Genomic DNA, 21,328 nt, shown 5'->3' on the forward strand with positions numbered 1-21,328 from the left:
AACCCGAATGCCCACCCGAACCGTCATTGCCGACAAGCCGGCCGCTGCGGCGCCATCGCCGGCGGAAAGGATCCTGGCGGTCCTGGGGACGCGGCTGCCTGCAGGCGCCGAGTTGGCGGTGTGCTGGCGCGACTGGGCGCTGGGCTCGGGCGGTGCGGCCTCGTCGGGGGCGCCGCCGATGCTGCGTCGCCGCGCCGAGCAGGCGCTGTCCGAGCGCCATGGCCATGATCCCGGGAATCTGTTGCTGCACGTCTGGGACAACGCCGACGGCAACGCGCGGATGGCGGTGGCGGCCGCATTGCCGGCGCCGTTGAGCGCGCAGGAGCAGCGGTCCTGGCTGGCCCTGGCGCAGGCCTTCATCGATACGACGCTGGATGCGGAGCGGGCGCAGGCGCGGATCGTCTCGCTGGAAAAATCCAAGCGCCTGCAGCAGGCCCTGTACGAAATCGCAGACCTGGCCGGCGCGGATCTGGAAATGCCGGAAATGCTGCGCCGGATCCATGCCGTGGTCGGTTCGCTGATGTATGCCGAGAACTGCTACATCGTGCTTTACGACGACCAGCGGCGCAGCGTGCGGTTCCTTTATTTCGCCGACCAGAAGGACACCTACGTCGCCGAGCCGGAGCGCGAGTTCAGCGAAGAGGAGATGGCCAACAGCATGACCTTCGCGCTGCTGCGCCATGGCCAGCCGCTGCGCGGACCTTCGGCGGTGATCCGGCAGAAACTGGGGGTGATGCGGGATCCCTCGCACGGCCCGGACAGCCTGGACTGGCTGGGCGTGCCGATGCGCCGCGACGACCGCGTCTGTGGCGCGATCGTCGTGCAGAGCTACGACACCCCGGCCAGCTATGCCGACGAGGACCGCGCGCTGCTGGGCTATGTGGCCCAGCACATCCTGACCGCGCTGGACCGCAAGCACGCGCATGTGGAACTGGAGCGGCGGGTGGAGGCCCGTACGCACGAACTGCAACGCGCCAACCGCGAACTGCAGGCGGAGATCATCGAGCGCAAGCGCGCCGAGAAGCTGCAGGGCGCACTGTTCCGCATCACCGATCTGGCGATCACTTCGGAAAACCTGGAACGCTTCTATGCCGACGTGCATGCGGTGGTGGACGAGCTGATCAATGCGCGCAATTTCTATATCGCGCTGGTTTCCGACGACGGCCAGACCCTGCAGTTTCCGTATTCCATCGACGAGCACGACCATGTGCGCAAGTCGCGCCGGCTGGCCAAGGGGCTGACCGAATACGTGCTGGAAACCGGCAAGCCGCTGCTGGCCGACCGCGCGGTCACCCGCAGTCTGACCGAGCAGGGCAAGGTGATCCAGCATGGTCCGCCGGCGTACAGCTGGCTGGGCGTGCCGCTGTTCCGCGGCGAAGAGGTGGTCGGTGCCGCGGTGGTGCAGAGCTACGCGGAAGAGGTGACATTCACGCCGCACGATCAGAACCTGCTGATGTTCATCGCGCACAACATCGGCAACGGTCTGGGGCAGCAGCGTGCGCAGGAGAGCCTGCGCGCCGCCCACGCCGAACTGGAGCAGCGGGTCGAGGAACGCACCCGCGAGCTGGCCGAAGCGAACATGCAACTGCGCGCGCAGATAGGTGAGCGCCTGCGCGCCGAGCAGCGGCTGACCTACCAGGCCACTCATGATGCGCTGACCGGGCTGCCCAACCGTCCGCACCTGCTGGACCGGCTGTCGGCCGCCATCGAACGGGCCAGGCACGGCGATGGCCAGGCCTTCGCCGTGCTGTTCATGGATCTGGACCGCTTCAAGCTGGTCAACGACAGCATTGGCCACGCAGCCGGCGACGAACTGCTGGTCGAGGTCGCGCGCCGCATCAGCGGGGCCGTGCGCGGCAACGATGTGGTGTCGCGGCTGGGCGGGGACGAATTCGCCATCCTGATCGAGTACGCCGACGGCGAGGAGAACGTGCGCGATCTGGCCCAGCGCCTGCTGACGGTGCTGGGCGAGCCGATGTGGGTGGCCGGGCGGGAACTGTTTCCGTCGGCAAGCCTGGGCATTGCGGTCTGGCATCCGCGCTACCGCAACGGCGAAGAACTGCTGCGCGACGCCGATGCCGCCATGTACCGGGCCAAGGAAGAGGGGCGCGACCGCTGCGCGATGTTCGATGAGGCGATGCGCGAAGCGGCCATGCACAGCCTGGATCTGGAAGCGGACCTGCGCCGCGCCATCAACAGCGGCGACTTCGAGCCGTTCTATCAACCGATCTCCCGGATCGTCGATGGCACGGTGATCGGTTATGAGGCGCTGCTGCGCTGGCGGCACGAGCGCCGCGGCCTGTTGTCGCCCGCCGAATTCATCAGCCTGGGCGAAGACAGCGGCTTGATCGAGCAGGTGGACTGGCTGTTGTACGAGCAAGTGGTCAACCGGATCGCCCGCGGCGTGGAAGGTTACGTATCGGTCAACGTCTCGCCGCGGCATTTCCGTTCGCCGGACTTCGCCGACCGCCTGCTGGCGATGTTCGAGGCGGCGGGCGCGGATCCGGCGCAGATGCGGGTGGAGATCACCGAGGTGGCATTGCTGGACGACGCGCCGCGGACCCTGCGTACGCTCAGCCTGTTGCGCCAGCGCGGCATCCTGGCGCAGCTGGACGATTTCGGCACCGGTTTCTCCGCATTGTCGTACCTGCACCGTTTTCCCATCTCGGTGCTGAAGATCGATCGCAGCTTCATCGCCGGCATCGGTGGGAGTGGGCGGCCGGAGAGCCTGGCGCTGGTGCGCGCGATCCTGGCGCTGGCCGGTACGTTGGGGATCGAGACCATTGCCGAGGGCGTGGAAACCGAAACCCAGCGCGAGGCGCTGCTGGAACTGGGCTGCAGTTACGGCCAGGGCTATCTGTTCGGCCGGCCGACCGCGCAGATAGGCCGGATGGCGACCGCGTAGCCCGGGTTCTGCGTCCGGTGCAGGCTGGCGCGGCCGCCCGCACCTCCCTGTGCGGACCCATGGCCGTTGCTTCCCGCTATTCTCCGGCGATGGCCGGCGCCGCGCTGTCGCGCGCCACCATCTGCCGTCCCTGTTCCATCAGTTCGACGAATTCGCGACGCAGGCCGAAACGATCGCTGCCTTGCGCACGCCTTGCGGTATCGATCACCTCGTCCCAGGACCACTGATCGATGTGGCTGCCTCCGCGCAGCAGATCCGCGTAGGCGGCCACCGCGCTGGCGAAACGCAACGCCTCGCCCGGATTGCGGGTCAGCGACGAGCGCAGGATCGGCGTCTGGATCAGTTTGCTGGTGTCCTGGCCGGGCAGCTTGTAGCGCAGACGCAGGTGCGCCAGTTCATCCTTGTTGCCGCTGCCGGCGGCCGCCTTGCCATCGCCATAGCGCAACGGCGGCAGGCGGTCGGCGCCGGAACCGACCGGAGTGATTTCATACAGCGCGGTGACTTCGTGGCCTGCGCCGATGTCGCCGGCATCGACCTTGTCGTTGGCGAAATCCTCGCGCCTGAGCAGGCGGTTTTCGTAGCCGATCAGCCGGTATTCGGACACCGCTGCCGGATTGAACTCGATCTGGATCTTGACGTCCTGGGCAATGGTCAACAGCGTTGACTGCATTTCATCGACCAGCACCTTGCGCGCTTCCTGCAGCGTATCGATGTAGGCGTGGTTGCCGTCGCCGACGTCGGCCAGCCGTTCGGCCAACTGGTCGTTGTAGTTGCCCTGGCCGAATCCCAGCGTGGTCAGCGCAATGCCCGACTTGCGCTGGTCGGCGACCAGCGTTTCCAGAGCGTCCTGGCCGATGGTGCCGACGTTGAAATCGCCGTCGGTGGCCAGGATCACGCGGTTGACGCCGTCTTTTGCGAAGGCCTGGTTGGCCATCGAGTACGCCAGGCGGATGCCGTCGCCGCCATTGGTGCTGCCGCCGGCCTGCAGGCGATCCAGCGCGGCCAGAATGTCGTCATGGCGATTGCCGGGCGTGGGCGGCAGCACCAGTCCGGCCGAACCGGCATAGACGACGATGGACACGCGGTCCTGCTCGCGCAGCTGCGGTACCAGCAGCGAGAACGCCTGCTTCAGCAGCGGCAGCTTGTCCGGCGAGTCCATCGAACCGGAGGTGTCGATCAGGAACACCAGATTGGCCGGCGGCAGCGTCGGCTTGGGCACGTCGTAACCCTTGATGCCGATCATCAGCAGTTGGCGCTGCGCATTCCACGGTGCCGGCGCAAGCTCGGTGGTGACGCGGAACGGCTGTTTGCGGTCCAGTGGTTGCGGATGCCGGTAGTCGAAGTAATTGATGAACTCCTCGGCACGCACCGCATCGGCCGGCGGCCGCACGCCTTGGCGCAGCATCCGCCGCACATTGCTGTAGCTGCCGGTATCGACATCGATGGAGAAGGTAGACAGCGGCTGCTCGCTGGCGCGGTGGACCGGATTGTCGTCGTGGGCGGCGTATTTCTCGGTATTGGCGGGGGCGCCCCAGTGCGATGCCGGTGCGGTTGCGGCCGAAGGCTGCGCCAGCCGGTAGGCCATCGATGCCGGAGGTGGGGCGGGTGCCGGCAATGTGTAGCCTTGCTGGACATCGGCCAGCATCTTCTGTTCCGCGCGCGTCCGTGAGGCGGTGACCTCGATGCGCTGCAAGCCCGCCGCCTCGGCTTCGACGGCCGCTGCCGCTTCGGCAGCCGCAGCCGCAGAATCTGCTTCGGCTGGAGACTCGTAGGCGGTGGGACTGGAATGGCAGCCGGCGATGACGGCGACGGTCAACAGACTCAAACACAGATGGCGGCGTTGCATGGCATGACTCCCGTGATGGACAGGAGGTTGAACGCCCGGGCCGCGGGAGTGGGGTTAGCGGCCGTGGAGCCGTGGGGGCTGTTGGAAGCCGTCGCTCCTGCAAGGGAAGGTGTGCCTCACTCCACCCGCAACCGCAGCTTGCCGTCGCTCAGCTGCGCCTGGACCGCGTCGCCGCTGGCGACCTGGGCGACTGAACGCACCAATGTGCCGTCTTCGCGGGTCACCAGCGCGTAGCCGCGGGCGACGGTAGCCAACGGGCTCACCGCTTCCAGCGAACGCGCCAGCGCACGCAGCCGCAGCGCGTCGCGCTGCAGCTGCCGCGCCACTGCCGCCTGCGGCCGCGGTGCCAGCGCCGCCAGCCGCTCGCGCAATGCCGATAGCCGGCGCTGCGGCTGGCTTGCGCGCAGCACCGCCGCGGCATGCCGGAGCGCGGCCTGGCGTCGTTGCTGCCGCTCGCGCCAGGCCGCATGCAAGCGGCGGATGGCCTCCTGCTGGCGCCGCCGCAGCATGTCCAGCCGCGCCTGCGGCCGTAGCGCGTGCAGCCGCAGCGCGGCGCGGTCGGCACGCTGCATGCGCTGGCGCAGTTGCTGGGCATGCTGGTTCAACAGTTGCCGGTGCAGCGTGCGCAAGCGGTTGAGCAGATCGCGCTGCTCGGGCACCAGCAGTTCCGCCGCCACCGATGGCGTGGGTGCGCGCAGATCGGCGGCGAACTCGGCCAGGCTGAAGTCGGTTTCGTGGCCGACCGCGCAGACCACCGGCACCGGCGAGGCGGCGACCGCGCGCACCAGCCCTTCATCATTGAACGCCCACAGGTCTTCCAGCGAACCGCCGCCGCGGGTCAGCAGCAGCGCGTCGTAGCGCCCGGACGCGGCGGCACGCCGCAGCATGGCGACGATCTGCGCCGGCGCGGCTTCGCCCTGTACCTGTACCGGCAGCACATCGACCTCCAGCAGCGGGAAACGGCGACCCAGCACGCTCAGCACGTCGCGCACGGCCGCGCCGCTGGGCGAAGTGATGACGCCCAGCCGGCGGACATGCGCCGGCAGCGGCCGCTTGCGTGCGGCCTCGAACAGGCCCTCGGCGCCCAGTTTGGCCTTCAGCGCCTCGAACGCGCGCCGCAGCGCGCCTTCGCCGGCTTCTTCCAGATGATCGATGACCAGTTGGTAGTCGCCGCGCGCCTCGTACAGCGTCAACCGCCCGCGCGCCAGCACGCGCAGGCCCTCGCGCGGAACGAAGTTCAGCCACTGGCTCTTGGGCTTGAACATCGCGCAGCGCACCTGCGCGCGCGCGTCCTTCAGGGTGAAGTAAAGATGCCCGGAGGCGGGCCGGGTGACATTGCCCAGTTCGCCTTCCACCCAGATCAGCGGGAACGCGCTTTCCAGCAGATCGCGGGCCAGGGTGTTGAGCTGGCTGGGAGTCAGTATGTCGCGGGCGATGTCGGTCATGCGGCGGATTCCAGGTGGGTCAGGGGGCAGTCTGGCCATCATTCATCGATGCGGCGCCGCTCCGGCCCCGGCCGCTTGGCCAGTTTGCGCTGCAGCGAGCGGCGGTGCATGCCGAGCAGGCGCGCGGCGGCGGAGATGTTGCCGTCGGTTTCGGCCAGCGCCTGCTGGATGTGCTCCCATTCCAGGCGGTGCAGCGGGGTCATGGTGTCGTCGGATTCTTCCTGCGCGGCGGAGGTTTCCAGGCCCAGCGCGCGCAGGATCATCGATGTCGAGGCGGGCTTGGGCAGATAGTCGTCGGCGCCGCGCTTGATCGATTCCACCGCGGTGGCGACGCTGGCGTAGCCGGTCACCAGCAGGATGCGCATGTCCGCGCGCAGCGCACGCAGCGGCTGGATCAGGCCCAGGCCGGAATCCTCGCCGAGTTTCAGGTCCACCAGCGCAAAATCCGGCGGATCGGTGCGCGCCTGCGCCAGCGCGCTGGCCGCATCCAGCGCAATGGCGGTCTCGATGCCCTTGCGCGCCAGGCTGCGCTGCAGCGTGCGCGCGTACAGTTCGTCGTCGTCTATCAGCAGGCCCTTCACTCGTTCTCCTCGTCTGCGATGTCCAGCGGCAGGCGGAACCGCATGCGCACGCCGGGATCGGCCGCCTGCATGGTCAGGCTGCCGCCCAGGCGTTCGACCGTGGCATGCGACAGCGCCAGCCCCACGCCCAGTCCGTCGGGTTTGCTGCTGCGGAACAACGCCTCGGGATTGAATGGCATGTCGTCGTGGAAACCGCTGCCGTAGTCGCGCACCTCGCCGAGCAGTTCGTCGCCTTCGCAGCGCAGGTCCAGATCCACCCGCTGCGAATCCGCGCGCAGGCTGGCGTCGGCGGCATTGTTGAGCAGCGCCTGCAGCAGGTGGCCGACGGCGGGAGTCACCTGCAGCCAGGGCGGCAGGCTGCCGCTGCGGTGCAGCTCGACGGTCGGGCGCACCAGCTTCCAGCGCTGGATGACCCGGTCCAGGTCGACCCCCGCGTGGGCGCCCATGTCGGCCGACGCCGCCAGCGCACGCACGCGGTCGCGGCACAAGTCGATCAACTGGCGCATGGTTGCGGCGTCTTCGCGGATGTCGGGGCTGGCGGCGTGGTCGCCGATATCCTCGGCCAGCAGCGTCATCGTCGCCAGCGGCGTGTTCAGTTCATGCGCCACCGCCGCCGCGTGGGTGGCCAGCGCCACGATGCCTTCGTCGCGGGCGAAGCGTTCGCGCAGCGCCGCCAGTTCGCGTTCGCGCTGGCGCAATGCGGCGACCAGGCGGGTCGCGAAGTACAGCACCACGCCGGCCGACAGCACGAAATTGACCCCCATGCCCCACAGGTGCAGGTTGAAGCTGTCGCCATGGACATGCGGCAGCGGGCGCCCGAATGCGGCGGTCAGCGCATAAGCCAGCAGGCAGGCCAACGCCGTGACCAGAACCCAGCGCAGCGGCAGCGCCAGCGCCGCAACCACGATCAACAGCAGGAACATCGAACTGAACGGGTTGCCGACGCCGCCGCTCCAGCTGACCAGCCAGGCCAGCACCGCCACGTCCACCAGCATGTGCGCAAACGCTTCCCGCGGCGAATCGTCCGGCCGGTAGCGGCTGCGCCAGCTGGCATACAGGTTGAACGCCGCCAGCAACGCGATGCCGCCCCACAACGGCGCCTGCGGCAATGGAATCCGCATCAGCTGGACCGCCACCAGCACGGTGACCGCCTGCCCGACGATGGCGACCCAACGCAGATTGCACAGCGTGCGCAGGAACGAGGGAGAGGTGCCGGGGACGATGGGCATCCGCATATTTTACCGGTTGCGGCCCCGCAGCGATGGCCGGGCGCGGTTACGGCCCGCGCCGGCACGGTGGATTCGCTGCGGCCGACGCCCTAGCCGGTACTGTGCCTGATCACCATCAGCCGCAGTTCGCTCATGTCCTCGATGGCGAACTTGACGCCCTCGCGGCCCAGGCCCGAATCCTTGACTCCGCCGTAGGGCATGTTGTCGACGCGGAAGCTGGGCACGTCGCCGACGATCACGCCGCCCACCTCCAGCCGGTCCCAGGCCTGCATCGCATGCGCCAGGCTGTCGCTGAAAACGCCGGCCTGCAGGCCGAAATCCGAATCGTTGACCGCGGCGATGGCGGCATCGAAATCCTCGAAGCGCTCCAGCAGCGCGACCGGCGCAAAGGCTTCCTGGCGCTGCAGCTCGCAGTCGTGCGGCACGTTTTCCAGCAGCGCGGCCTGCAGCATGTTGCCGTTGCGCTTGCCGCCGACCAGCAGGTTGGCGCCGGCCAGCTGCGCCTTGCCGATCCAGCCTTCTATCTTCTTGGCCGCCGCCTCGTCGATCATCGGGCCGATGAACGTGTCTTCCTGTTTCGGGTCGCCCATCACCAGCGCGCCAATCCTTTTCACCAGCTTGTCGCGCAGCGCATCGTAGATGTCGGCATGGGCCAGGATGCGCTGCACGCTGATGCAGCTCTGCCCGGACTGGTAGTAGGCGCCGAACACCAGCCGCTCGACCACCGCATCCAGCTTGCCGGCCTGGTCGCCATCGACGATGCAGGCGGCGTTGCCGCCCAGCTCCAAGGTGACCTTCTTGCGCCCGGCGCGCGCCTTGAACTCCCATCCGATCAGGCCGCCGGTGAACGACAGCAGCTTGATGCGGTCGTCCTCGATCAGCGGCGCGGCATCCTCGTTGGAACAGCAGAAGATCGAAAACGCGCCCTTGGGCAGATCGGTCTCGGCCAGGATTTCGCCGATGATCAGCGCGCCGACCGGCGTCTTGCCGGCCGGCTTGAGCACGAACGGGCAGCCGGCGGCGATGGCCGGGGCGACCTTGTGCGCGACCAGGTTGAGCGGAAAGTTGAACGGCGTGATCAGGCTGCACACGCCTATCGGCACCCGCTTGCAGATGCCGCGGTAGCCGCGCGTGCGTTCGGAGATTTCCAGGTTCTGGACCTGGCCGTCGATGCGCACCGATTCCTCGGCGGCGATGCGGAAAGTGTCGATCAGCCGCGACACTTCGCCGCGCGCGTCCTTGATCGGCTTGCCGGCCTCGACGCACAGCGCCAGCGCCAGTTCCTCGGCGCGTTCGCGGAAGCGGCTGACGCAGTGCTCCAGCACGGCCTGCCGCTTGTACGGCGGAAACGCGGCCATCGCCGGGGCGGCGTCCACCGCCGCGGCAATGGCTTTTTCGATGATTGCCGCATCGGCCATCGCCACGCGGGTGGCGACTTCGCCGGAATACTTGTCCAGTACGTCGAGATCGGCGTTGGCGGCGACTGCGGTGTTGGCCAGGTATAGCGGGTAGCTCGGTTTCAGCATCGGGAGTCTCCAAGGCGTGGCGCGTCAGAGCGCATCGGCGCGCTCGCGCAGTTCGTGATTGAGGATGCGGACGTTCTGCGAATAGTCCACCGGCAGATCGATCAGGTGCACGCCGTCCTCGGCCAGGCAGCGCGCCAGCAGCGGCGCGAAAGCGTCGGCCGAACCCGGGCGGTGGCCGTGGGCGCCGTAGCTTTCGGCGTATTTGACGAAATCCGGATTGCCCAGCGTCATGGCGTAGTCGCCGAAGCCCATCTCTTCCTGCTTCCAGCGGATCATGCCCAGCGCATCGTCGCGCAGCACCAGCACGGTCAGGTTCAGGCCAAGCCGCACGCAGGTTTCCAGTTCCTGCGAATTCATCATGAAGCCGCCATCGCCGCACACCGCCAGCACCTTGCGTTCGGGGTGCAGCAGCGCGGCGGCCATCGCCGACGGCAGGCCGGCGCCCATCGTCGCCAGCGCGTTGTCCAGCAGCAGCGTATTGGGCCGGGCGGCGCGGTAGTTGCGGGCGAACCACAGCTTGTAGATGCCGTTGTCCAGGCAGACGAAATCCTGTTCGCCCATGCAGCGGCGGATGTCGGCCACCACCCGCTGCGGCAGCATCGGGAAGCGTGGGTCGTCGCCGCCTTCGCGGACCTGGTCGCACAGCGCCTGGCGGACGCGGTCGAAGAACGAGAAATCCCAGTGCGGCGAAGGTTCCAGTTCGTTCTGCAGCCGCCACATCGTGTTGGCGATGTCGCCGACCAGTTCGATCTGCGGGAAGTAGACGCTGTCGACCTCGGCGCTGACGTAGTTGATGTGGATGACGGTGCGGCGGCCTTCGCGCATGAAGAACGGCGGCTTCTCGACCACGTCGTGGCCGACCATCAGGATCAGGTCCGCCGCGGCGATGGCGCGGTGCACATAGTCGCCATCGGACAGCGCGGCGCAGCCCAGCCAGAGCGGGTGGTTCTCGTCGACCACGCCCTTGCCCATCTGGGTGGCGCAGAACGGCACGCCCAGCGTGTCGACGAAGCGCTGCAGCATGCGCGAGGAGGTCTTGCGGTTGGCGCCGGCGCCGATCAGCAGCAGCGGATGCTTCGCTTTTTCCAGCGCGCGCCGGGCCATCACGATGGCCTTCTGGTCTGCGACCGGACGGCGCGAATGGCTGGCCGGCAGCAGCAGCGCGTCGCAGTCTTCGCGGGCGATGTCTTCCGGCAGTTCCAGGTGGGTGGCGCCGGGGCGCTCCTCGGCGGCGCGGCGGAACGCTTCGCGCACCTTGGCCGGGATGCCGGCGGCGGCGACGATCTGGCGGGTGTACTTGGTGATCGGCCGCATCATGTCGACCACGTCGATGATCTGGAACGCGCCCTGCTTGCTGCTGCGGATAGGCTTTTGCCCGGTCAGCATCAGCATCGGCATGGCGCCCAGTTGGGCGTAGGCCGCGGCGGTGACCAGGTTGGTCGCGCCCGGGCCCAGGGTGGACAGGCAGACGCCGGGTTTGCCGGTCAGCCGGCCCAGGGTGGCGGCCATGAAGCCGGCGGCCTGTTCGTGGCGGGTCACCACCATGCGGATGGGGGAGTGGCGCAGGGATTCCAGCAGGTCCAGGTTTTCCTCGCCGGGCACGCCGAAAATGTACTCGACGCCCTCGGCTTCCAACGCGCGGACGAACAAATCGGAGGCTTTCATGCGGGGCATGGTCCGGTGCGGGTTCAGCCGACAGTATGCCGGCGCGGCCGCAACACCGTGTTAGGGATGGATGCAGAGCCGTCGCAGGATTTGCTTCCGCGTGCGGGAAGTGGCGGAGAACGGTCTAAAATAGCCGCATGAACGACGCCGTCAGCTCCCCCCCGTCTCCCGCCAGCGCCGCCGCCTCGCCGCGCCGGATTACCCAGGCCGTCTCCATCGGAGAGATCAAGGTCGGCGGCGGCCATCCGGTGGTCGTGCAGTCGATGACCAACACCGATACCGCCGATATCGCCTCCAGCGTCAGGCAGGTGGCCGAACTGTGGCGCGCCGGTTCGGAACTGGTGCGGCTGACGGTCAACAACCCCGAGTCGGCCGCCGCCATTCCGCGCATCCGCGAAAAGCTGGACATGATGGGCGTGCCGGTGCCGCTGATTGGCGACTTCCATTACAACGGCCATCAGCTGCTGGCCGGCGAACCGGCCTGCGCGCAGGCGCTGGCCAAGTACCGCATCAACCCGGGCAACGTCGGTTTCGGCAAGAAGCGCGATACCCAGTTCGCGCAACTGATCGAATTCGCCATCCAGTACGGCAAGCCGGTGCGCATCGGCGCCAACTGGGGCTCGCTGGACCAGTCGCTGGCCGCGCAGCTGATGGACGAGAACGCCAAGCGCGCCGATCCGTGGGACGCCGGCCATGTGCTGCGCGAGGCGCTGATCAGATCCGCGCTGGATTCGGCCGAACGCGCGGTCGAGATCGGCCTGCCGCGCGACCGCATCGTGCTGTCGGCCAAGGTCAGCGGCGTGCAGGAGCTGATCGCGGTCTATCGCGACCTTGCGCAGCGTTCGGATTTCGCCCTGCACCTGGGGCTGACCGAAGCAGGTATCGGCAGCAAGGGCATCGTGGCCTCGTCGGCGGCACTGGCGGTGCTGCTGCAGGAAGGCATCGGCGACACCATCCGCATTTCGCTGACGCCCGAGCCGGGCCAGTCGCGCACGCAGGAGGTGATCGTCGCACAGGAACTGCTGCAGACCACGGGCCAGCGCGCGTTCACCCCCATGGTCACCGCCTGCCCGGGTTGCGGGCGCACCACGTCCGAGTTCTTCCAGGAACTGGCCAAGGTGGTGCAGGAGCATGTGCGCGGCAGGATGCCGGAATGGAAGATCAGCCACCCCGGCGCGGAGAACATGACGCTGGCGGTGATGGGCTGCGTGGTCAACGGCCCAGGCGAATCGCGCCATGCCAATATCGGCATCTCGCTGCCGGGCACCGGCGAGGCGCCGGCGGCGCCGGTATTCGTCGATGGCGAAAAGAGCGTGACGCTGCGCGGAGAAAATATCGCGCAGGAATTCGTCGCCCTGATCGACAACTACGTCGAAACCCGGTATGCGCGTAGCGCCGGCTGAGGCCGTGGCGCAGGGCAGGCGGATCATCGCGGCGATTTTCCGCGACCACGGCTTGCGCATTGCGCTTCTGTTCTTCGGATTGCTGGTGCCGCTGTGGGTGTTCGTTGAACTGGCCGACGAGATCCACGAACTGGAGACGTTCTATTTCGACGAACCACTGCTGTGGGGCGCCAATGGCATGGCCGCACCGTTGCTGGACCGAACTGCCGTGGCGGTGTCGGCGATAGGCTATCAGTACGGCGTGGTTCCGCTGGACAGCCTGATCGTGCTGGCGCTGCTGTACGCGCGACGTTGGCGCGAGGCGGTGTTCGCCGGCGTTTCGTTCGCCGGTTCGGCACTGCTGAATCTGGCCACCAAGCAGTTCTTCCAGCGCGACCGGCCTTCGCTGTGGGAGTCGATTGCTCCGGAAACCACCTTCAGTTTCCCCAGCGGCCACGCGATGGGGTCGATGAGCCTGGCGATGGTGGCCATCCTGCTGGCCGCCCCTACGCGCTGGCGCTGGCCGGCGTTGCTGCTGGCCGGCCTGTTCGTCCTGGCGGTCGGCGCCTCGCGCGTCTACCTGGGCGTGCATTACCCGTCCGACATCCTTGGCGGCTGGGCGGCGGGCATGGCCTGGGTGGCGGGCGTCTACCTGCTGCTGTACGGCGTGCATCGGCGCCCCTGGCATCCGCTGCCCCGCCGCAGTGGCGGCGACCGGTTGCGCTAGCGGCAGCGCATCGCTGTTTGAGCGGGTTCTCAGGGCGTGTACGCGCGCTCGCGTTCCTGCTGCAGGCGCTGGCGCAGGTACTGGTCGCGGGTAAGCCCGGCAGGCATCGCCGTCATCGCCATCACCTCGGCAACAATCTGGCGTTCGCGCGATTTGTAGGACTGGAAGCTCGGGTCGGCCTGTTGCCTGGCCAGGTGATCGGCCATGCCGCGTTCGGCGCGCAGGCGGTAGCGCTCCATCAGATCGGCGATCCGCATGGCCTGTTCCTCGCCATCGGCAATGGTGGCCTTGATCAGCCCGGTGCGCAGCAGCAGCGCTTCGCCGGCGGACAGTCCGCCGCTTTGCTCGTAGCGATCGATGTCCGCCGACAGTTCGCGTGCGCGTTCGGAGCGCTGCACGGCTCCCAACGTGCCGGCCGTGCGCAGGAACTCGCGCGCCTGCCGTTCGAAACGCTGCCGCTGCCGGTAGCGGCGCGCCGGCTCCGATTCGGCGATCCCGGCAAGCGCGGCGGCTGGCGGCGCTGCCGATGGCGGTTGCGCGGCGGCGGTTACCGGCGCCGCGTTGGCCGTGGCGGCGCTCGCCGGCGCGTGCCGCGGCATCCATACCGCCGCCACGATCAGCAGCCATCCCAGCACAACGATAAGAACGGATGCGAACTTCTTCATGCAGGCGTTTCCGCAGGCGGCGGGTGCCCGAACCGCGCCGGCGATTCGGGCAGGCCGCTTCTATCAACCCAGCAGCTGATCCACCAGCCAGTACAGCAGGTTGAACGGTTTGGCGCGGTCGGCGGCATCGTCTTCCTCGCTGGCGTCCAGCACCTTGCCCTGGCCGTCGAGTACGTTGTCGATGAAGTGCTTCAGCTGCAGATTCTGCGCCTGAATGTCGGCGTTCTTGAAGTCGACAATCGTCGTGCAATGGCTTTCGTTCAGGGCGCGGTACTGCGGAAAATAGCCGCCGAAGTTGTCCAGCCCGTTCAGCCGCTGCGCCAGCCGCGCGGTATCGATGTCCCAGCGCGCATGGATCAGCGCCTCCTTGGCCTGCTGGCTGGGCGTATCGCCGATTTCGGGATAGAAACGCTCGTACGAATACGAGGAATAGTTCAGATCCTTCCAGAAGTGGGTATGGCCCAGGCGGTCGGCCGGGTACTTGGCCGACAGCGCGGTGTACAGGGAGCCCAGTTCGCCCAGATCGAACTGCGGCATGCCGCTGGCCAGGTACGGCAACGGGCCGCCCGGCGCATCCAGGCCCCAGGCGTTGCGTATCAGCGCCATCAGCGGCTGCGAGGGAAACTGCGCCGGATCGCCGTTTGCCGGGGTCGGGAAAATCGGGCCGGAATCGTCGATCAGATAGCCGCGCGTCGGTGCGATGTCGCGGCGGGTCGGGTGGTAGCTGGTCAGGCTGCCGGCGCCGCCGGCGCTGCAGCCGGTGGACAGCATCTGGGTGGGACGCGGCAGGTTGTCCTTCAGCCAACCGGTCACCGCACGCACGTTGCGAAGGCCGTTGTGATGCCAGATCAGCGGGGCGTTCTGGCCACTGGGGTCGTCATAGACCGCAACCCGGTCGCCGCTGTAGATGTCGCCGGTGCAGTACGGCACATAGACCATGTTCCAGCCCTGGGTCTTGACCGCATCGAACGGACTGACCCGGGTGACGAACGGACTGACCAGGCTGGAGCCGGGGTTGAGCAGGCTCATGTAGTCGTCGGGGATGCCGTTGGGATTGCGCGCGCCGCGGATACCGCTCTGGCCGCTGCAACTGGCGTAATCCCAGCAGGCGCCGCCGCCTTCCATGTAGATGATGGTGTTGCGGGTGTCGGCCACGCGGTTGACGAAGAACTTGTACGGCGAGCCGTCGCCGCAGACCGCACCGGTTTCCGGCGCCAACTGCACGGTCTGCCACTGGCTGTAGGCGCCGGGACTGAAACCATCGGAAAAACCGCTGGGATTGGCCAGCAGCGGGTAAGGCCCCTGGCGCTGGGCCGCGGTCACCTTGTTGTCCGCCTTCGGCGGCGACACCAGGTTGACCAGGGTCTGCCAGAAACCGTAGTCGCCTTCCTCGGCTTTCAGCGGCAGTGCGACGAGCAGCGTCACCGCGGCGGCGGTCAGCGCTACCGGGATGCGTCCGGATACGGCCATGATCGAACCCTCCATGAAAGATGATGGAAAGACTTCGGAAACAGGTGGGCAGCGATGCTCCCCGGCACCATACAGCGGCGCATGGATAGCACCGCGGCGGGACGGTTGCGGTGAAGGGCGCGTGATGGCGCCGAATTTGGCCGCTTACGCCCTGCCTGTGGCCGCTATTGCCCCGCCAATGCCGGCCGAGTCGGGCAGTGATCCTGCGTTGCAGCACGGCCGCCGCCGCGGCGGGTGTCCGCGGACTGTCGTAGCGGTGCGGGCGGCTGCGGCTTCAATCGGAAGCCAGGCTATGCAGCGCCGCGGCGCGGGCGTGCAGGGCGGTGGTATCGAACAACGGTACCGGCGCATCGTCCGCGCCGATCAGCAGGGTGATTTCGGTGCAGCCGAGGATCACCGCTTCGGCGCCGCTTTCGACCAGGCTGGCAATGACTTGCCGGTAGCGTTGGCGGGAGCTGTCGAGGATGCGGCCCTGGCACAACTCTTCGTAGATGATCCGGTGCACGTCGTCGCGGCCGGCGGCATCGGGCACCAGCACATCGATGCCCTGCGCGCGCATCCGCTGCCGGTAGAAGTCCTGCTCCATCGTGAAGCGCGTGCCGAGCAACCCGACCCGGCTCAGGCCTGCCTGATGGATCGCGGCGGCGGTGGCATCGGCGATATGCAACAGCGGGATCGGTACGGCGGCTTCGATGCTTTCGGCCACCTTGTGCATGGTATTGGTGCACAGGATCAGGAAGTCGGCGCCGGCCGCCTGCAGCGCCCGTGCGGCCTGCGCCATCGCCTCGCCGGCAAGTGGCCAGTCGCCGCGCCGTTGCAGTTGTTCGATGTCATGGAAGTCCACGCTGTACAGCACCAGCCTGGCCGAATGCAGCCCGCCCAACTGGTCGCGGATGGTCTGGTTGATCAGGCGGTAGTAGGGCAGGGTGGACTCCCAGCTCATGCCGCCGATCATGCCGATGGTCTTCATCGATTGCGTCGCCTGCGGTTGATCCATCGCCAGCTTGCGGCGGCGTGGCGGCTTCTGTCCAGGGCGAGCGGTGCGTTGCGGCAATGCATCGTTGCGCGCGCCGCACTTGCCGCAAGCCAGGTGCGGCCGCACCATGACGCAGCCGGCGCTGGACCGGCGGGTAGCCGCGAAACGGGAGGCGGACGTGCAGGAACTGGTCGAACGTTACGGCATGCTGCTGGTGTTCGCCAATGTGCTGGCGTTGTCGCTGGGACTGCCGGTGCCGGCCATGCCCACGCTGGTCCTGGTCGGTGCCAGCGTGGCGTTGCATGCCGATCCGCTGTGGCTTCCGCTGGCGGCCGTGCTGCTGGTTTCGGTAACGGCCAGCCTGATTGGCGATACCGCCTGGTACTACGCCGGACGCCGCTACGGCAACCGTACGCTGCAGTCGCTGTGCCGGCTGTCGCTGTCGCGCGACAGCTGTCTCAAGCAGACCGAACGCTTCTACGGCAGATTCGGCGTGCGGGTGCTGTCGGTGGCCAAGTTCGTGCCGGGCCTGTCGATGGTGTCGGTGCCGCTGGCCGGCGCGATGCAGGCGCGGCTGCCGCTGTTCCTGCGCTACGACGGCCTGGGCGCGGCATTGTGGGCCGGCCTGGGACTGGCGCTGGGGGCGATCTTCGCGCCGCAGGTCGAGGCCGTGCTGGAGACGCTGAGCCAGCTGGGCACCGGTGCCGGGGTCCTGGTCGGGCTGGCGCTGGCGGCCTACGTCGGGTACCGCTGGCAGCGGCGGCGCGCGCTGCTCAAGGCACTGGAATCGGCCCGGATCGAAGCCGGCGATCTGCATGGCCTGATCCAGGCCGGGCAGGCGCCGGTGGTGTTCGACATCCGCGCGCCCGGATTCCGCGACATCGATCCGTACATCATCCCGGGCGCGGTGTTCGCCGACGAGCGCAAGCTCGAAGGCATCCTGCAGACCTATCCGCGGCAGCAGAAGATCGTCATCTACTGCGCCTGTCCGGATGAAGTGTCCGCCGCATGGATGGCGGCGCGGCTGCGCGAACACCGGTTCACCGACGTGCTGCCGCTGCGCGGAGGCATCGACGCCTGGCGCGCGGCGGGGTTGCAGGTGGAACCCATCCCGGGCGGCTGAAAGCCGGCGCGCGCGCCGCCCCGGTCAGTCCTGGATGCAGACCCGGTTGCGGCCCTGGCTCTTGGCGCGGTACAGGGCGGCATCGGCGGCGGCCATCATGCGGCTGCAGGTGTCGCGTTCGGCGGTCATCGCGGCAATGCCGATGCTGACGGTGATGTGCTGCGGTTCGCCGCCGGGCTTGAAGACGACGTCGGCCACCGCCGCGCGCAGGCGCTCGGCGAAGCCGTAGGCCGCTTCCGGCCCGCATTCGGGCAGCAGCACCGCGAACTCCTCGCCGCCGATGCGCGCAGCGGCATCGTCGTTGCGCACATGCCGGTGCACCAGCGCGGCAATCTGGCGCAGCACGTTGTCGCCGGAGATATGCCCGTAGCGGTCGTTGACAGGTTTGAACAGATCCACGTCGATGATGCACATCGTCAACGGCCGCCGGTGGCGCATCGCACGGGCGATCTCCTTCTCGACCGTCTCGATGAAGTGGCGGCGGTTGTACAGGTCGGTCAGCGGATCGTTGATCGCCAACTGGTAGATCTCTTCGTGGTACTGCGCTTCCACGCTGGAGTGGCTGATGAACTTGAGGATGCTCTCGCCCAGGGTCAGGTGATCGCCATCATGCAGTACCGTTTCCTGCACCGCGATTTCGTTGACGCGGGTCGGGTTGGTCGCACCCAGGTCGCGCAGCCGGTATTCGTCGCCGTCGCGCCAGATCTCGCAATGCTGGCGCGAAACGCTCTTGTGCGGGATATGCAGGTCCGCTTCCTGGGATCTGCCGATGACGATGCGGCGCTCGTCGATATCGGCGCGTCGGCCCAGTCCCTCGCCGTGAATCACCACCACGCAGGCCGAACGTGGCGAATGCTCGCGCGGACCGTCGCTGAGTACGGTCCGCTGGGTGGTGTGGGGGTCGCGGTCGCTGGAGGCCATGCGCCAGGAGGGGAAGGGGGACAGACGAACAGCAGCAGTGTATCCGGAATGGCCTTGAGCCGCTGGCGCTTCCAGTAAGATGGCGCCTGTCCACCGGGGAAGTGGCGGTTAGATGCAGCATCCGAACGACGATCTGGAACCCACCGAGATCCTGGCGACCCGTTTGCCAGGCACCACGCCGGCTGGCGGCGACCCATTGGGCGCCGGCGCGCGGCTGGGCCGCTACCGGCTGCAATCGCTGCTGGGCCGCGGCGGCATGGGCGAGGTGTACCTGGCCGAGCAACTGGAGCCGGTGCGCCGCACCGTGGCGCTGAAACTGCTGCGGCTGCGCCGGCTGGAAGCCCGGCACCTGGCCTACTTCGAAGTCGAGCGGCAGTTGCTGGCGCAGATGCGGCATCCGGCCATCGCCCAGATCTACGACGCCGGCGCCACCGCCGAGGGCTTCCCGTTCTTTGCGATGGAGTACATCGAAGGCAGCCCGGTCACCCGCTTCTGCGACGAGCGCCGGTTGCCGCTGCGCCAGCGCATCGAACTGTTCATCCGCATCTGCGAAGGCGTGCAGCACGCGCACCAGAAGGGCGTCATCCATCGCGATCTGAAGCCGGGCAACATCCTGGTGGACGAAGTGGACGGCCGGCCGTTGCCGAAGATCATCGACTTCGGCATCGCCACCGCCGCTTCGCGCGCGCTGGACGGCAGCGGACACGAACGCGCCGGCACTCCCGCCTACATGAGCCCTGAGCAGGCCGGCGACGACCCGGCGGCGGTGGATACCCGCAGCGACGTGTACTCGCTGGGCGTGGTGCTGTACGAACTGCTGACGGGGCAGCGCCCTGGTGCCGCCGGGGAAACGGCCGGGACCTCCCGCCAGCGCCAGCCATTGCCATCGGAAAAACTCGCCGCGCTGCCGGCCGAAGAGGCCGCGCGCGTCGCCGTGGCGCAAGGCGGCAGCGTGGCCGGCCTGCGCAAACTGCTGCGCAACGAGCTGGACTGGGTGGTGGCCAAGGCGACGCGCCAGGAACGCTCCGAGCGCTATGCCTCAGCGGCCGAACTGGTCGATGACCTGCGGCGATTCCTGCACGGCCAGCCGGTCCTGGCGGTGCCCGCCAGCCGTGGCTATGTGTGGGGCAAGTTCTTCGGCCGTCACCGCACCGCATTGATCGCCGCAGGCGTCATGCTGGCCGCGTTGCTGGGCGGACTGACGATGTCGCTGTACGGCTTGAGCCAGGCGCGGATGCAGCGTGCGGTGGCCGAACAGCGCAGCGACGAACTGGAGAAAGTGGTCGCGTTCCAGCAGTCGATGCTGGAATCGCTGGACATGCAGACGATGGGCGTGCGCCTGGCCGAAGCGCTGAACCGCCAGGCGGCGTCGCTGGACCCGCTGGCCAGCGAAGGATTCGGCGCGCTGCTGGCGCGTGCCGACACCACCGATCTGGCGCGCGAACTGGTCGATCACAGCCTGCTGTCCAGCGCAGAAGCGGCCATCGAACGCGACTTCGCCGACGACCCGCAACTGGCCAGCGAACTGCGCGAATCGGTGGCGCGCGTGCAGGCGGCGCTGGGTCTTAGCGTCAAGGCAGCAAACAACTTCGGCCAGGTCGCCGACTACCGCAGCGGCGCACTGGGCGAATCCGACGCAGCTACGCTGCGCGCGCGCCAGGGCCAGGTATTCGCATTGCTGGCCGCCGCCGATCTGGAACAGGCGCAAGCGCTGTTGCAGCGTTCGCTGCCGCAGGCGGCATCGCTGCCGGCCAACGACGGCGTGCGCGTCAAGCTGCAACTGGCGCAGGCGCAGATCGCCCAGGCCAAGGGAGACCGCGAACGCTCCAAGACCATGCGCGAGGAGTTGCTGGCTGCCCTGGTAGGGCAGTTCGGCGAACGCGATCCGGCGGCGATGGAGGTGCTCAACGAACTGGCCGGTGCCCAGCGCGTGCTTGGCGAACTGGATCAGTCGCGCGCCAACCTGGAACGGCTGCTGCCGATGCGCAGCGAAGTGCTGGGCGCCGAGCACGAAGATACCCTGGCCACGCTGGGCAACCTGGCCATCCTGCGCATGGTGACCGGCGAGAAAGAGGGCGCGGTGGCGCTGCAACGCGATCTGACCGCAAAACAGATCGCACGTCTGGGCGCGGAGCATCCACTCAGCCTGCACGCCCGCGGCACGTTGGCCAACATGCTGACCGACTCCGGCCGCGCCGAGGAAGCACTGCCGCTGATGCAGTCGGTGCTGGAAGCGCGCATGCGCGTACTGGGCGGCGAACATCCGCAGACCATCCGTGCGCGCTTGAACCTGGCCACCAACTATGCACGGTTGCACGACTACGCGTCGGCGCTGCCGCTGGAAGAGCAGGTGATCGAATCGCGCAGCCGGCTGCTCGGGCCCACCCACCCGGACACGGTATCGATCCTGATCAATCACGCCGGTACCTTGCACCGCGCCGGCCGTTCCGCCGACACGCTGAAGATGCTCAACGACCTGGTACCGCTGGCGCGTCAGGTACTGGGCGAAAAACACCCGCAAACCCAGGCGTCCTTGCTGATCCGCGCCGAAGCCAACATGGCGCTAGGCCGCTCCGACGCCGCCATTGCCGCGTACACCGAACTGTTCGACATGCGCCAGCGCGTACTCGGCGACGAACACCTGGAAACCATCACCGCCGCCTGGAACCTGGTCGACGCCTACAACGCGCTGGGACAGCCAGAACGCGCCGCCTCCTGGCATCAGCGCTACCTGGCCCCGCTGCTGGCCGCCGCCCCGTCCACGCTCAACGAAGCGCAGACCAATCTGGTCGCCGCGATGCGTGAAGGACGGCGGCCGGGGAAGGAGTGATGGCGAAACATGGCGGGCAGGGAAACGTTGAACGTGC

15 protein-coding genes are annotated in these 21,328 nt (G+C 67.9%); 5 read left to right on the plus strand and 10 right to left on the minus strand.

The window, feature by feature from the left end:
* Positions 1-7: 7 nt before the first annotated feature.
* Entirely contained in the window at positions 8-2,905 is a 2,898-nt protein-coding gene (locus tag CRO39_RS00630; RefSeq protein ID WP_097119951.1) for a bifunctional diguanylate cyclase/phosphodiesterase, read from the plus strand.
* Positions 2,906-2,981: 76 nt separating this feature from the next.
* Here CRO39_RS00630 and CRO39_RS00635 read toward each other — a convergent pair whose 3' ends face one another.
* From CRO39_RS00635 to CRO39_RS00660, 6 genes are all read right to left on the minus strand, one after another.
* Positions 2,982-4,751 carry a vWA domain-containing protein gene (locus CRO39_RS00635; protein WP_097119952.1) on the minus strand — a complete coding sequence of 590 codons (1,770 nt, stop codon included), beginning with the start codon at positions 4,749-4,751 and terminating at the stop codon, positions 2,982-2,984.
* A 116-nt stretch (positions 4,752-4,867) separates the two neighbouring features.
* Entirely contained in the window at positions 4,868-6,196 is a 1,329-nt protein-coding gene (gene xseA / locus CRO39_RS00640; protein WP_097119953.1) for an exodeoxyribonuclease VII large subunit, read from the minus strand.
* Between the two features lie 38 nt (positions 6,197-6,234).
* The gene (locus CRO39_RS00645) at positions 6,235-6,777 is read right to left on the minus strand and encodes a response regulator transcription factor (protein WP_097119954.1); all 543 of its coding nucleotides are present in this window, start codon (positions 6,775-6,777) and stop codon (positions 6,235-6,237) included.
* Positions 6,774-8,006 (minus strand): ATP-binding protein, encoded by a 1,233-nt coding sequence (locus CRO39_RS00650; RefSeq protein WP_097119955.1) that lies wholly within the window; start codon positions 8,004-8,006, stop codon positions 6,774-6,776. The genes CRO39_RS00645 and CRO39_RS00650 overlap by 4 nt, the downstream gene beginning before the upstream one ends.
* Before the next feature lie 89 nt (positions 8,007-8,095).
* Positions 8,096-9,532, minus strand: a complete 1,437-nt coding sequence (locus tag CRO39_RS00655) for an aldehyde dehydrogenase family protein (protein WP_097119956.1) — start codon at positions 9,530-9,532, stop codon at positions 8,096-8,098.
* 24 nt (positions 9,533-9,556) lie between these two features.
* Positions 9,557-11,197, minus strand: coding sequence for an acetolactate synthase large subunit (locus tag CRO39_RS00660; RefSeq protein WP_097119957.1), 1,641 nt, complete (start codon positions 11,195-11,197; stop codon positions 9,557-9,559).
* Between the two features lie 137 nt (positions 11,198-11,334).
* On the opposite strand from CRO39_RS00660, the gene ispG reads away from it, so the two are divergent.
* Together ispG and CRO39_RS00670 are read left to right on the plus strand one after the other, a co-directional pair.
* The gene (gene ispG / locus CRO39_RS00665; RefSeq protein WP_097119958.1) at positions 11,335-12,600 is read left to right on the plus strand and encodes a flavodoxin-dependent (E)-4-hydroxy-3-methylbut-2-enyl-diphosphate synthase; all 1,266 of its coding nucleotides are present in this window, start codon (positions 11,335-11,337) and stop codon (positions 12,598-12,600) included.
* Complete coding sequence (locus CRO39_RS00670) at positions 12,581-13,306, plus strand: phosphatase PAP2 family protein (RefSeq protein ID WP_097120726.1); 726 nt, start codon at positions 12,581-12,583, stop codon at positions 13,304-13,306. The genes ispG and CRO39_RS00670 overlap by 20 nt, the downstream gene beginning before the upstream one ends.
* A gap of 29 nt (positions 13,307-13,335) precedes the next feature.
* Here the strand turns inward: CRO39_RS00670 and CRO39_RS00675 are convergent, their stop codons facing one another.
* The 3 genes from CRO39_RS00675 to CRO39_RS00685 form a co-directional block, all read right to left on the minus strand.
* Complete coding sequence (locus CRO39_RS00675; protein ID WP_097119959.1) at positions 13,336-13,971, minus strand: hypothetical protein; 636 nt, start codon at positions 13,969-13,971, stop codon at positions 13,336-13,338.
* Positions 13,972-14,034: 63 nt separating this feature from the next.
* Positions 14,035-15,441, minus strand: a complete 1,407-nt coding sequence (locus CRO39_RS00680; RefSeq protein ID WP_097120727.1) for a pectin acetylesterase-family hydrolase — start codon at positions 15,439-15,441, stop codon at positions 14,035-14,037.
* A gap of 274 nt (positions 15,442-15,715) precedes the next feature.
* Entirely contained in the window at positions 15,716-16,411 is a 696-nt protein-coding gene (locus CRO39_RS00685; protein WP_097120728.1) for an aspartate/glutamate racemase family protein, read from the minus strand.
* A gap of 184 nt (positions 16,412-16,595) precedes the next feature.
* Between CRO39_RS00685 and CRO39_RS00690 the strand changes: the two genes are divergently transcribed.
* Positions 16,596-17,540 carry a DedA family protein/thiosulfate sulfurtransferase GlpE gene (locus CRO39_RS00690; RefSeq protein ID WP_097120729.1) on the plus strand — a complete coding sequence of 315 codons (945 nt, stop codon included), beginning with the start codon at positions 16,596-16,598 and terminating at the stop codon, positions 17,538-17,540.
* Between the two features lie 24 nt (positions 17,541-17,564).
* On the opposite strand, the gene CRO39_RS00695 is transcribed toward CRO39_RS00690, so the two are convergent.
* Positions 17,565-18,461 carry a GGDEF domain-containing protein gene (locus tag CRO39_RS00695; RefSeq protein WP_097119960.1) on the minus strand — a complete coding sequence of 299 codons (897 nt, stop codon included), beginning with the start codon at positions 18,459-18,461 and terminating at the stop codon, positions 17,565-17,567.
* A gap of 112 nt (positions 18,462-18,573) precedes the next feature.
* Between CRO39_RS00695 and CRO39_RS00700 the strand changes: the two genes are divergently transcribed.
* Entirely contained in the window at positions 18,574-21,291 is a 2,718-nt protein-coding gene (locus CRO39_RS00700; protein WP_097119961.1) for a serine/threonine-protein kinase, read from the plus strand.
* The last annotated feature ends 37 nt before the right edge of the window (positions 21,292-21,328 follow it).

It is taken from the genome of Pseudoxanthomonas wuyuanensis, from assembly GCF_900215535.1.
Taxonomy (GTDB): domain Bacteria; phylum Pseudomonadota; class Gammaproteobacteria; order Xanthomonadales; family Xanthomonadaceae; genus Pseudoxanthomonas_A; species Pseudoxanthomonas_A wuyuanensis.